The 13,105-nt window shown below is 31.8% G+C and carries 14 protein-coding genes; 6 read left to right on the top strand and 8 right to left on the bottom strand.

Annotated features, from left to right (window positions below):
* Positions 1-258: 258 nt before the first annotated feature.
* Positions 259-702 (bottom strand): DUF4268 domain-containing protein, encoded by a 444-nt coding sequence (locus tag L6Q46_RS07765; RefSeq protein WP_111567459.1) that lies wholly within the window; start codon positions 700-702, stop codon positions 259-261.
* Positions 703-771: 69 nt separating this feature from the next.
* Here L6Q46_RS07765 and L6Q46_RS07760 point away from each other — a divergent pair, with 69 nt between their 5' ends.
* Both L6Q46_RS07760 and L6Q46_RS07755 read left to right on the top strand, forming a co-directional pair.
* Positions 772-1,425: a CoA pyrophosphatase gene (locus tag L6Q46_RS07760; RefSeq protein WP_291283832.1), complete on the top strand. Its 654-nt coding sequence runs from the start codon at positions 772-774 to the stop codon at positions 1,423-1,425.
* A gap of 105 nt (positions 1,426-1,530) precedes the next feature.
* The gene (locus L6Q46_RS07755) at positions 1,531-2,340 is read left to right on the top strand and encodes a lysophospholipid acyltransferase family protein (protein WP_111567461.1); all 810 of its coding nucleotides are present in this window, start codon (positions 1,531-1,533) and stop codon (positions 2,338-2,340) included.
* Positions 2,341-2,381: 41 nt separating this feature from the next.
* Here the strand turns inward: L6Q46_RS07755 and L6Q46_RS07750 are convergent, their stop codons facing one another.
* The 3 genes from L6Q46_RS07750 to L6Q46_RS07740 are packed head-to-tail and all read right to left on the bottom strand — an operon-like array spanning position 2,382 to position 4,374.
* Positions 2,382-3,236, bottom strand: coding sequence for a TraB/GumN family protein (locus L6Q46_RS07750; RefSeq protein ID WP_291283831.1), 855 nt, complete (start codon positions 3,234-3,236; stop codon positions 2,382-2,384).
* Positions 3,236-3,877, bottom strand: a complete 642-nt coding sequence (locus tag L6Q46_RS07745) for a hypothetical protein (protein ID WP_291283830.1) — start codon at positions 3,875-3,877, stop codon at positions 3,236-3,238. Before L6Q46_RS07745 ends, L6Q46_RS07750 begins: the two co-directional genes overlap by 1 nt.
* 2 nt (positions 3,878-3,879) lie before the next feature.
* Positions 3,880-4,374 (bottom strand): sigma-70 family RNA polymerase sigma factor, encoded by a 495-nt coding sequence (locus L6Q46_RS07740; protein WP_111567464.1) that lies wholly within the window; start codon positions 4,372-4,374, stop codon positions 3,880-3,882.
* A gap of 131 nt (positions 4,375-4,505) precedes the next feature.
* Between L6Q46_RS07740 and L6Q46_RS07735 the strand changes: the two genes are divergently transcribed.
* Both L6Q46_RS07735 and L6Q46_RS07730 read left to right on the top strand, forming a co-directional pair.
* Positions 4,506-5,810 (top strand): NAD(P)/FAD-dependent oxidoreductase, encoded by a 1,305-nt coding sequence (locus L6Q46_RS07735; RefSeq protein WP_291283829.1) that lies wholly within the window; start codon positions 4,506-4,508, stop codon positions 5,808-5,810.
* A 26-nt stretch (positions 5,811-5,836) separates the two neighbouring features.
* On the top strand, positions 5,837-6,379 hold the full coding sequence (locus L6Q46_RS07730) for a hypothetical protein (RefSeq protein ID WP_291283828.1): 543 nt from the start codon (positions 5,837-5,839) through the stop codon (positions 6,377-6,379).
* Positions 6,380-6,410: 31 nt separating this feature from the next.
* Here L6Q46_RS07730 and L6Q46_RS07725 read toward each other — a convergent pair whose 3' ends face one another.
* Positions 6,411-7,463 carry a DUF3810 domain-containing protein gene (locus tag L6Q46_RS07725; RefSeq protein WP_291283827.1) on the bottom strand — a complete coding sequence of 351 codons (1,053 nt, stop codon included), beginning with the start codon at positions 7,461-7,463 and terminating at the stop codon, positions 6,411-6,413.
* 84 nt (positions 7,464-7,547) lie between these two features.
* Between L6Q46_RS07725 and L6Q46_RS07720 the strand changes: the two genes are divergently transcribed.
* On the top strand, positions 7,548-7,751 hold the full coding sequence (locus L6Q46_RS07720) for a hypothetical protein (protein ID WP_291283826.1): 204 nt from the start codon (positions 7,548-7,550) through the stop codon (positions 7,749-7,751).
* A gap of 58 nt (positions 7,752-7,809) precedes the next feature.
* On the top strand, positions 7,810-9,276 hold the full coding sequence (locus tag L6Q46_RS07715) for an aminoacyl-histidine dipeptidase (protein WP_291283825.1): 1,467 nt from the start codon (positions 7,810-7,812) through the stop codon (positions 9,274-9,276).
* Positions 9,277-9,342: 66 nt separating this feature from the next.
* Here the strand turns inward: L6Q46_RS07715 and L6Q46_RS07710 are convergent, their stop codons facing one another.
* From L6Q46_RS07710 to L6Q46_RS07700, 3 genes are all read right to left on the bottom strand, one after another.
* Positions 9,343-10,347, bottom strand: a complete 1,005-nt coding sequence (locus L6Q46_RS07710; protein WP_291283824.1) for a hypothetical protein — start codon at positions 10,345-10,347, stop codon at positions 9,343-9,345.
* Between the two features lie 136 nt (positions 10,348-10,483).
* Positions 10,484-11,035 carry a PepSY-associated TM helix domain-containing protein gene (locus L6Q46_RS07705; protein ID WP_111567470.1) on the bottom strand — a complete coding sequence of 184 codons (552 nt, stop codon included), beginning with the start codon at positions 11,033-11,035 and terminating at the stop codon, positions 10,484-10,486.
* Between the two features lie 17 nt (positions 11,036-11,052).
* A partial coding sequence (locus L6Q46_RS07700; protein WP_291283823.1) for a TonB-dependent receptor occupies positions 11,053-13,105 on the bottom strand: 2,053 nt, incomplete at its 5' end.

The following is a 13,105-nucleotide window of genomic DNA, read 5'->3' as shown; positions in this document are numbered from 1 at the left end:
TCTCCAAACAAATCTCCTTTTTGAATGATATCTTGAAGAACTTCTTCTCCATCTTCAGTAATTCGAATTAATTTTAAAACTCCTTTTTTCAAGAAGAATATCCTATCCTTTTCACTGTAAGGCAATTGTATGATTTCAGATTTTTTAGATTTCTGAAATTTTTTCATGATGCAAAGTGCATTTACCTCAGAAAAACTAAGACTTCTAAAAAGTTTATGGTCGTGAAGAAACCAATATTTTAATTCAGAACTCATGAAGTTAAGTATTGATTTCTAAATCTTTAATATAGTCTTCATTTTCATAGAAAAAGCGCTCAAAAGCATCCATTTTTTCGGCAAAAAAGTCGAAAATTTCGGGCCAAGTGTTTTTGTTATTTATGCTAATTCCTGTTTTTTCTACCCAAACACGACTAATTATTTTGCCCGTTTCTAAATAGAAATTACGTTCAAAAATAACATCGTCTAAATAGTCTTCTAAAAGAATGGTTTTTAACGATTCTACTTTCTCATAATATATCTTACGTTTTTCTTCGTCTTTTGGTTCTATATCAAGTAAAACTTGTGCTTTTTTATTGTCAACATAAAATTTGAAGGTTACATCTTTGATTTTTGTATTGTATAACAACCATTTACGCGGATATTCTTCGGCAAATGCTATCCAAAAATCTTTTTTTATCTGTAGTGCTTCTTCTTTACTGAACATATTATTGAATTAGAATGTTATTTTGTTTAAAAAAAATAGCTACCTTTAAGTTTGCTAAATTGTAATGGTATGCTTTTTAATGATTTTATAAAATATATTCCAAAGATAGAAAAAGAAACCCTTCTTTCTACGGATGCGCATGCAAAAATGGCACCGTTAGAGCGTATTTCTTATTTAAAAGAGGAAAATTATATCGATAAAAATCCAAAGAAAGCAGCGGTCTTAATGCTGTTTTATCCTAAAAATTCGGTTACACATTTGGCTTTAATTGTTCGGAACTCGTACCCAGGAGTTCATTCCTCGCAAATAGGTTTTCCTGGTGGAAAAGTAGAAGAATACGACGCTGATTTGGAAGAAACTGCGCTGAGAGAAACACATGAAGAGGTTGGGATTCATCCAGAAAAAATTCAAATCATAAAACCGTTTAGCGAAATTTACATTCCGCCAAGTAATTTTTTAGTGGCACCATTTATGGGGATTTCGCATGAAGAATTAACTTTTATTCCTGATTTGGATGAAGTTAAGAGAGTGTTAGAATTTTCGATTGCCGATTTTTTAGATGAAAAAAGTATCACGAAAGTGAAGATGTCAACGTCTTACGCAACTGATATTGAAGTTCCTGCTTTTATGGTAGATAAATATGTAGTTTGGGGAGCTACTGCTATGATGATGAGTGAGTTAAAGGAGACGATTAAATGTGCTTTGGGTAAATGCAATTTTTAGCGATTTCAAATTATAGCGTTATATTGTGATTTTAAGCTGTTTTTCTTTCTAAAATCACCTATTTTACTACTTTTGCGTTCTTGTTTTGTAAAAAATAAAAAAATTATGGGATTATTTAAGAGAAATCCTTTCGGACATATATTGTTTTTAAAGACTTGGTTAATTCGTATTGCGGGTTTTTTAACACACCGTCGTTATCGTTATTTTAACCAATTGCATATTGAAGGCTCTGAAATCATAAGAAGTTTGCCTGATACGAATGTTTTGTTTATTTCAAATCATCAAACATACTTTGCTGATGTTGTAGCTATGTTTCACGTTTTTAATGCAAGTTTAAAAGGAAGAGAAAACAACATTAAAAATGTAATGTATTTATGGAATCCTAAATTAAACTTGTATTATGTTGCTGCCAAAGAAACCATGCAAGAAGGATTATTACCTAGAATTCTAGCTTATGCTGGTGCTATTACTGTAGAAAGAACTTGGAGAGCAAAAGGAAAGGACGTTACAGAAAAGAAAGAAGTTAATCCAAACGATACTGAAAATATTAAGATAGCCTTAGAAGACGGTTGGGTAATTACTTTTCCACAGGGAACAACACGTTCATTTAAACCAGTACGAAAAGGAACAGCTCATATTATTTTACAACACAAACCAGTTGTGGTACCTATTGTAATTGATGGTTTCCGTCGTTCTTTTGACCGAAAAGGATTGATGATTAAGAAGAAAGGGATTTTACAATCGATGGTAATTAAAGAACCTTTAAAAATTGATTACGAAACAGCAACGGTTGATGAAGTAGTAGAAATGATCGAATTTGCAATAGAACAACATCCTTCTTTACTAAAAGTAATTCCTGCCGAAGTTCTAGAAGAACAGGCTAAATTAGATGTAGAAAGAAAATGGCGTTATTAAATAAAAAAAGGTTCTGAATTTCAGAACCTTTTTTATTAGTTTTATTTTACAGCTTCAACTTTGTAACCTTGCTTTCTTAGAAGTTTAATAACTCCTTCTTCACCAGCTAAATGTCCGGCGCCAACACCAAAGAATGTTGGTTTGTCTTTTATAGTTTTAATGATAATTGGAATCCAGTTTTTATTTCTGTTGTTCAATAAAACATCTTGATTTTCAGAAGTTATTTTATTGTCAGAATCATCCATCATTTTTAGCATACCCTCGATGTCTTTACTTTTATAAATTTCCATCATTTTGGTTAATTCTACTTTGTCTTTATCTAAACCGCTTTTTGCCGTTTTTACTAATTCCTCAGCTTGAATTTCATAGGAAATATTATCAAAAACTTTCATTTGGTCTTCTACTGTTTCTAAACCAAAAACCTCTTCGTTTTGTTCTTTGGTTACTTTCATCAATTCACTTTCAACCGATTGAAATGGACAATCTAGCATTTTTGGATACAACATGGTGGTAATCATAAAAGGCTTAAAGCTATCGAACATCTTCGCAGACATGTTCATATTTTTCTTTAAGAATTCATCCACGGTTTTAAAATCGTCAGCATTTAATAAAGTAGATAATTTTACACCATCTTTCATCATCATATACTTCATCATTTGCATTTGCATAGATTTCTCGTCCATATCAAGCTCAAGATATAATTGCTTAGTATTTTCAAGCGCTTTTAAAGTATTTTCATCTAACGTTGCATCGCAAGTAATATGGATAGTTCCAAACAAATACGATTCGTGTTTTAGTCCATTCCCAGAGATTTTCCATAACAGACTTTTCTCTAATTCTTGAGAAAAGGATAATCCGGTAACTAAAGTTAAAAGCGAAATAAAGAATTTTTTCATTAGTAGTCTATTTTTTTAAGTTCGTCGTAGTTTTTTTGAAGTCTTCTCATTAAAATTCCATAAAGTAATCTGTAGAATAACCAAATTAATCCAATGAAAACAACAATCACTACAGCATAAACCAAAAGCATGATGCAGTAAAATGTTTTTGGATCGATATTAGAAGATGCATTGTCTATCATTTTATTTATAGATGGATCATATAAAAATTGAAATATAAAAACAATAATCATCGAAATTGCTGTTATTCCTAAATTGTACCAAACATAATATTTCACCGTTTTACGAGTCTTTAAAATGTTTTGCATCAATTGTTTTACATTGTCTGTAGTGTTAATGGCTTTGTAGTTTTTGAAAAACAAAAAGATAAAAAACAGGATAACACCATAGCTTATGATAGACATAATAGGCATAAAGGTATCTAAATGATATAATTCTAAAGTTTTAAAATATTGATCATCTGCGGTTAAAAACGAAATGCTTAACCATAAAAGTAACTCTAAAACACTGATAATCATAATCCACTTCACAATAGAAGACGAACCTTTATGCAGCATTCCATAAATTTCTTTTTCACTTATTTGATGGAAAGAACCTTCTTGTTTTTTCCAGTCTTTTTTTAATAATTCTAATTCATCCATATTTACGGATTTAATATTTTTTTTAATTTCCCTTTAACACGATTCATTTTTACTCGTGCATTCACTTCACTAATCCCTAACGTTTCTGAAATTTCGGTATAATCTTTATCTTCTAAATACAAGAAAACTAAGGCTTTTTCAATATCATTTAATTCGCTAATTGCACTGTACAAAAGCTTTAATTTTTCTTCTTCCTCAAAGTTATAATCGTCTTGTGTTACTTTATGAAAAGTACTATCAAACTCAATGGTGTCAATGCTTCGCTTCTTTTTTCGATAAAGTGTAATTGCTGTATTTAATCCTACGCGATACGCCCAAGTAGTAAATTTAGAATCGCCTCTAAAGTTTGGGAAAGCTTTCCATAATTGTATCGTAATTTCTTGAAACAAATCGTTATGCGCATCCTCATCAGTAGTATATAATCGACAAATTTTGTGGATTATATTCTGATTCTCTTTGAGTTGTTTTACGAAAAGTGCTTCCGATTCTGATTTCATATCTAATAAGTAGTCTTTTGAACTAATTTGTTACAAGTTTACTATTTCAAATTTAAAGAATCATTAACTATTTTACGAAACATTCAATTCATTTTCTTCTTATCTTTGAAGTGAAAAATTTATATTGATAAATGAACATACCTCGTAGTAGTTTTCCAAGAATTGTCATCATAGGTGGTGGTTTTGCAGGAATATCTTTAGCAAAAAGACTTCGCAATAAAAATGTACAAGTTGTTTTATTAGACAAACACAATTATCATAATTTCCAACCTTTAATGTATCAAGTGGCAACGGGCGGTTTAGAACCCGATTCGATTGCTTATCCAATAAGGAAAATCGTTCAAGAATATAAAGATTTTTATTTCCGATTGGCAGAAGTTCGTGATATTGATGCAGAAAACAATACCATTTACTCCGATATTGGCGAATTAAAGTTCGATTATTTAGTTATTGCTACGGGTTCGAAAACCAATTATTTTGGTAATAAAGAAATCGAGCGCAATAGTATGGCGATGAAAACCATTCCGCAATCGTTGAATATTCGTAGTTTGATTTTAGAAAATTTCGAACAAGCTTTACTTACCAATGATATCGACGAACGTCATAGTTTGATGAATTTCGTTTTGGTAGGTGGTGGACCAACAGGAGTAGAGTTGGCAGGCGCTTTAGCCGAAATGAAAAAAGCCATTTTGCCAAAAGATTATCCCGATTTGGATGTTCGAAAAATGGAAATTAATCTAATTCAAGGAAGTGATAGGGTTTTAGATTCGATGAGTGAAAATGCTTCGGAGAAAGCAGAAAAATTTCTGTTAGATTTAGGAGTAAGCGTTTGGAAAAACGTTCGTGTAACAGGTTACGATGGAAAAACGGTTACTACCAATTCCGATTTGTCTTTTGATTCGGCAACCGTGATTTGGACAGCCGGAGTGCAAGGTGCTTTGCCTCATGGTTTAAAAGCCGATAGTTTTATCAAAAATGTAAACCGAATCAAGGTGAACCAATTCAATCAAGTAGAAGGTTATGAGCATCTCTTTGCTATTGGAGATATTGCTGTAATGGCTCTAGAAAATTACCCACAAGGACATCCAATGATGGCACAACCTGCGATGCAACAAGGACGATTATTAGCCGATAATTTAATTAAAATCATTAATAAAAAAGCACCTAAACCATTCGAATACAAAGACAAAGGTTCGATGGCAACCATAGGAAGAAACAAAGCGGTTGTCGATTTGCCAAAATTCAAATTCAGTGGCGTTTTTGCATGGTTTGTTTGGATGTTTGTACATTTATTTTCGCTAATTGGATTCAAAAATAAAGCCGTAGTTTTCTTAAATTGGGTTTACAATTACATCCGTTTTGATAGAGAAGCACGTTTGATAATGCGTCCGTATAAAAAGAGAAATCAGGTGAGTTTTACGAGTGATGAGTTGTAAGTGTACATTAATATTTAATTTTTGAGATGAAAAATATTATTTTATTTTTTATTATTTCATTTTTTGTAGGTTGTTCTGAAAAAAAAGAAACTTCAGAAGAAATTTTTAATAAAGAAATAAAATCGCTTTTAAAATTTGGAGATAATGATAATGAAGTAATTTTAATTTCAAAACCAACTGATATTGAGGATTATTGTATAGAAGTCTTAAAAGAAGACACAATAAATTTTACAAGTTTTGAAATTCAACAAATTTTAGAGCAAATTGAAAATCCTACTATATCTGATTGGTCCGTTTTTAATTTTGACAATGTTAAAATTTTAGATTACAAAGTTTGGCTTGATCTTTTTAGAGGTGATTTAGAAAAAGGCTGGAAAGTTTTTCAGAAAGAATACGGAAGTCGTTATTTGGAGATTTCGTCTCCTATCTTCTTAAAAAATTATAGTTACTGTTTAGTTTTTTCACATTCATATTGTGGAAGTAATTGTGGAGGAGGAAGTTTTATTTTGTATAAAAAGATTAATGGTAAATGGGAAATAAGTAAGCAGTATTGTAACTTTATGAGTTAGATTAACTTTTTTATAAAGATTATAGCGACTATCACACTTTCTCATACCCAATCGCTAATCCCACAAACTTACTATAGCCTTCCATGCCATCTTTTTGTTGGTTGGCTTTTAGGAAATTGTCGTAGAAATATTCGAAAAAAGTATTGATGGGTGTTTGGTATTCCTTCCAAAAGATTTTATTTTCTTCAAAGTTTTTTAAAACACCTTTGTTGATTTTTTTCGTATAAGATTTTGAACTTCCTTCTTGCATCATTTCCAAATTATGCAACGCATAGCGCAACGCAAAGCTGTAGGCGGAATATTGGAAATACAAATCCTCATTTTTAGCAGCCGTTACAAATCCGATGAAATTACATTCGCTTTCGCTTCCAATTCCGGTTTGATGCGCCATTTCGTGGCATGTGGTTAAAGGTGAAGTGTATTTTGGTTTTAAATAATTCACTTGTGCTTCATTGGTAAACGGATTCAAATAGCCACCAAATCCCATATAACTCAAAGGATAACTAAACAACGACGATTTAATACTTTTTACTTCGTAACGGAATTCTTGTAAATCGGTTGGAATGTTTTCATAGCCTTTCAAAGCTAAATTGTAAATTTCGTCATGCGAATACGGAATCACAACGGCAACCGAATCATTTTTAGTGATTTGCAATTGTAATGCATTGTTTTTCAACAACATTTTTTCAATAAAAACTTCCAATTGTTGTTTCGAATATTCTTTTTCAATCTGCAATTTTTCATGCAACGGAATGCGATAATAGTTCATTCCCCAAAGAACATGAAAGAAAAAATAAAACACCGAAACCCAACTCAATATAGCTAACCCGTTATTCTTCCATTCTTTAAAAAAGCTAATGCGGTGTTTCCAAATCCAACGCAATAAAAGTAAAATCAGTATGAAATAGATGACATCGCCAACCGAAAAAGGCAACCAACCGAATACTTTTCTCGATACAAAAGCCAATTTCGGATAAAAACCATTGCTGTACCTATTCTCAACAAAATCAGGAAATAAACCAATCGTTTTCACTACGATGATTTGAAGAATTAAGAATAAAGGAAGGACGAATTTTCTTTTCACGCTTTTATATTTGCCATAAAATTAACTAATAATATAGAATCGCACATTTCTTTTTTTGTAAATTTGTTATTTAAATGAGGAATAATGACAAAAATAACTTTAAATATTCCGGATAACGAATTGACTTTCTTTATGAAATTGATTGAAAAATTTAATTACGAAACTGTAATTAATGACGTCACTGTTTCTGAAGAAATGAAAGTAGTTTTAGATGAAAGAAGAGCGACCTCAAAAAAGGAAAATTTTGTTCCTTGGGAAGAAGCGAAAAAGCAAATTACATGTTATTAAATTTTATTTCTTGAACTTGAAACCTGAAACCTGAAACAAAGAAAATAAAAACAAAACAATGAGCCAAGAAATAAGAAATTTAGAGCCAAAAGCACTTTGGAACAAATTTGCCGATTTGAATGCTGTGCCACGTCCGTCTAAGAAAGAAGAGCGTGTGATTGCGTTCATGATGGAATTCGGACAAAAATTAGGATTACCAACTGTGAAAGATCATGTTGGGAATGTGATTATCAAAAAACCAGCGACTCCAGGTATGGAAAATCGTAAAACCATCGTAATGCAATCGCATTTGGATATGGTACACCAAAAAAACAACGACACGAATTTCGATTTCGATACACAAGGGATTGAAATGTATGTTGATGGCGATTGGGTTCGTGCTAAAGGAACTACGCTTGGTGCTGATAACGGTTTAGGAGTGGCAACCATCATGGCGATTTTAGAAAGCACTGATATTCCGCATCCAGCAATTGAAGCTTTGTTTACGATTGACGAAGAAACAGGAATGACTGGAGCAATGGGCTTACAAGGCGGCATGCTTGATGGAGAAATTTTATTGAATTTAGATACCGAAGAAGACGATGAAATCGATATCGGATGTGCGGGTGGAGTAGATGTAACGGCTACAAGAAGCTATAATGAAGAAGAAACGCCAGAAGGTTCAGTTGGTTATACCATTACAGTGAAAGGCTTAAAAGGCGGTCACTCGGGAATGGATATTCACAAAGGATTAGGAAATGCAAACAAAATCATGAACCGTTTGTTATTTGACGGATTTGAGAATTTTGGTTTACAAATTTCTGAAATTTCAGGAGGAAGTTTGCGTAATGCGATTCCGAGAGAAAGTGTTGCGAAAGTAATTATCGCTGCGATTTATGATGAAGCTTTTGTTTTTGATATGCAAGAAATCATCAACGAAATCAAAGCAGAATTCAAAACTATGGAGCCGAATTTAACGATTGAAATTGTTAAAAGTGATTCAACTCCAGCGAAAGTGATGGATTTAGGCGTGCAAGAAGGTTTGTTACGAGCGATTTATGCTGCGCATAATGGTGTTTACAGAATGTCAGCTGATATGGCTGATTTAGTAGAAACATCAAATAATATTGCCAGAGTAATCGTAAAAGATGGCGAAATTTCGATTCAGAATTTAACACGTTCGTCAGTGGAAACTTCTAAATTTGATTTAGCGAATGCTTTGCGCTCGGCTTACGAATTGTTTGGTTGCGAAGTAGAATTTGGAGGAAGTTACCCAGGTTGGACACCAAATGTAAAATCGGAAATTTTAGATGTTTTAACGTCTATTTACGAAAAACAAAACGGTGCTAAACCAAATGTAGTAGCGTGTCACGCAGGATTAGAATGTGGTATTTTAGGAACGAATTATCCTAACATGGACATGATTTCTTTTGGACCAACCATTCACGGTGCACACAGCCCAGATGAAAGAGCGAGTATTTCTTCAGCTCAAAAATATTGGAAGTTTGTTTTGGAAATTTTAGAGAATATTCCGGTTAAGAAATAAGAATATAGAATAAAGATGAAATCCCGAGTTTAGCTCGGGATTTTTTATTATGAGTAGTTTTTTTAATTATTCAAAATACTCAATTTCATAATATGTTTCATACTCTCTATCAATTATATTGTTTGAGCTAAATTCAAATATTATATTTTTGAAATCATCAAATTCATATTTATAAGTAGTTATTTCTTTATGATTTTTTAGATGATTAGTAAAAATTCTATTTATAAGAAATCCATTTTCATTACGATTATAAAAATCGGTACAACAATATTCTTGATCTCTATATGTCATACTACTAAATAGTCTATCCGATTCATCATATTTATTAATAATTGTATGATTTTGATTCTTTTCCTCTAATAATTTAAATTTATTAGAATATGTATAGATTTCTTTTTTACTATTAGTATTTGATTTATAAAATATTATTACTTGATTATTTTTGTATGATATTTCCTTTGTGTATTTTTTTTTAGGGTTGTTGTTTATAATTTTTGAAGGTCTTCCTTCACTATCATATTCAATTAAAATATCTAGATTATACTCATAATCCTTTTTTTCTTTTAAATAGTTTTCTTTGATTTTTTCAATTTTCCCATTATCATTATAATAAATATTTTTTACTCTTATTGTATCTCCATCTCTAACTTTAACCTCCTTAATCAAATTGTTATTTGAATCATAAGAATAATAAAGGTTACCTGCATATGTGTATTCAGATTCAATTAGATAGCCATGAATGTTAAACTTATCCATTCTGTCAAACCTTTTATATGAATCTTTCGTGTTTTTTTTATAAACAGTAACTTGTTTAACTTTACCATTATAAGAACTTTTGTAGAAATTATTAAAGTCATCTTTGTTCGGATAAAAATCAAGATTATCAACAATTATAGCGTTTTTAAAATCTAAGTTAGCTTTAGAATTAACTTTATGCTTGTTAATCTCAAATTCAGATAAATCAATGTATATAGAGTTTTGGCTATTTAAAGAATCTATTTTAGTATTTTTTTCTTGACAAAAACTGTAAACAAAGTTTGATAATAAATAAAGTAATAGTAGTCGTTTCATATTTTAAATTTCTTTCAGCTTATTTATATATTCATTTTTTATTCTTTAGTATAGTGTTTTTTATAAAATCAAATGTAAAGAAATAATACAACTTTCTAAAACAAAAAAGGCTCACTTTCGTGAACCTTTTCGTTTATTAACTCAAAATAATTAAAACTAAGATGGGGAAAATAATTCCGGCTACGGCTAATTTCCAACCTCGGCGTTTAAAAGTGTTTTTGCCGTGGGTTACCATTAAAGTTCCCGTGATGGCAATAAGTATTAATGAGATTCCAAAAATATCAGAGTAGTAAATCCACCAGTTTGATGTTGTTTTATGCAACTTCATTGTTTGGCTGATAATTGGCGTTTTATTGAAAGCAACAATTTCACCTTTACCTGTTTTCATGTCGATTTCTACATCGTGCTTTTCAAACGAAATTTTGAATGTGCCTTTCTTTACATTATGGCGACGCATTTTATCATCGATGCCCAATTGTTTTCCTAAGTTTTCAGCAAATTCTTCTGTAATTTGGCTTTCTTCAGGTAATTGTACTTTGATGTTTTTTGTTTCGATGGTGTATTTTTCAGGATGCCAATGTTCTCTGTGGTTCATTAAAATTCCCGAAAAAGCAAACGAAATAATTAATCCTACGTAGAAGTAACCAAAATCGCGGTGAATGTCTCTAACTAATTTTTGTTGTTTCATTTTTTTTAATTGAATTCTTAAAATTTATAACGTAACGAAGTTAAAATTTGTCTTGGTGCTATTGGATTTACACTGTAATTTTCGTGCATCGTATAATTTAACTCGTTTGTAATATTAGATAATTTGCAAAGTAATGAAAATTGTTTCCAATTGTAACCCAATGATACATCAATAGTTGTGTAACCATTAACTGGAATTTCTCTATCCCAAATTCCGTTTGGTCTTGTTGGATCTATTTGATTGTTCCAACCACCAACTCGGTCGCCAATGTAGTTTCCAATGGCACCAACTGATACATTTTTAAACATTCCTGTTGGAACCGTATAGAAGAAACTCAAGTTAGCGGTATGTTGAGGCGTTCTTACTAAACGATCACCTTCGATAAAACTTCCAGTTAATCCAGTTGTTTCTGTATAACGCATGTCATTGTAGCTGTAACCTGCCATAATATTGAAATCGTCAATAGGTTTGTAGGTAATATCCAATTCGATTCCTTTACTAGTAGTTTCACCGCTTAACGCTTTAAGATTTGGATTTGTATTGATGTTTCCGTTGGCGTCAAATTCTGCCGTTTGAACTAAATTGCTGTTTACAATTTGGTATAAAGTAACGTTTGTAGTTAATTTTCCTTTCCAGAATTCGTTTTTAATTCCGGCTTCAATTTGATCAATGATTGATGGTTTTAAAGCTTCGTTATTAATATCTATTCCAGTATTTGGTGTAAACGAGTTAGAATAACTAGAGAATAAAGTAATGCTTTTTGTAGGTTGGTAAATCAATCCCACTTTTGGCGAGAAAGCTCTATCGTTACGAATTTTTTCTTCAGTAACTGTATTTGCTGCAATGTTGTACGTTTCTGGTTTTGCTTCTTGGTACGAATAACGTAAACCTAATAACGCTTTGAATTTCTCTCCAAACGAAATCAAATCTTGAGCATAAACTCCCAAACGAGTAGTTTCTGTTTTTACGATTCTTGTTACTTCTGAAGGTAAAGCAGGTAATTCATTTGAAGCATCATAAGAAGATGGATCAAAAATATTCACGGTATCGTAAGTTGTTACAGTTACCGGATTTCCATTCACATCTAACACATTAGGATTAAAAAATCTAAATGTATACGCATCGGCATACGAAATTTCGGTATCGATTCCTGTGAACAATTGGTGTTTGATTTTTCCTGTTTTGAAGTTTCCTTGTAAACTAATTTGGTTAGCCAAAATTTGTTCTACTGCTTTATTTCTTCCATACGGACGATTCCAATCGCCACTGCCGTCTGTATTTGGTTGAATTCGTTCTGTTCCAATAGATTCTCTGTCGTAGTCTTGGAAAGAAGAATTAAAGTTTAGTTTCCAATTTTTATTGAATTCATGGTTTACTAATATCGAAGCGGTTGCTTGTTTTGTGTTTCCGTTTGACCATTTTGCGCCTAAATAAGCGTTTCTTGGTACATCGGCAATTTCTTTTTCAATAGAACCTGTTCCAAAATCAGGTGTCCAATCGTCGCTTAAATAATCCGCTTGTACGGTGATTTCTGTTTTATCACTCACTTTAAAAAGTAGGGAAGGATTTACGTAGTAACGTTCTTTAGTAACATAATCTCTAAAGCTTTCCGAGTTTTCATACGAACCATTAAAGCGAAACGCAATCGAATTATTAAAAGCACCATACACATCAGCCGAAGGTTTGTAGAAATTGTAGCTTCCAGCTTGCATAGTGAATTCGCCACCGGTTTTAAAGTTAGGTGTTTTGGTTACCATGTTCATGATTCCTCCAGGTGCTACATTTCCGTATAAAAGTGCAGCACTTCCTTTTAAAATTTCTACTTTTTCTAAAGAAGAAACCTCTGGAATAGAACCGCCATTAAAACGGAAACCATTTTTAAACATGTTGTTAGATGTCATGTCGTAACCTCTTGACCAAAATGATTCTTGAGCGCCACCACGAGCTGAACCTACATACACTCCATTTGCATTTTTAACCACATCACTCAAACGGATAGATTGTTGTTGTTGGATAACTTCGTTTCCGATAACTTGAACGGCTTGAGGTAAATCTTTTTCTTTGATTCCA

Origin of the sequence: Flavobacterium sp., assembly GCF_023151265.1 — a bacterium.
Lineage (GTDB): Bacteria > Bacteroidota > Bacteroidia > Flavobacteriales > Flavobacteriaceae > Flavobacterium.
The sequence above is the reverse complement of the archived record's forward strand: the minus strand, read 5'-3'. Positions and strand labels throughout refer to the sequence as shown.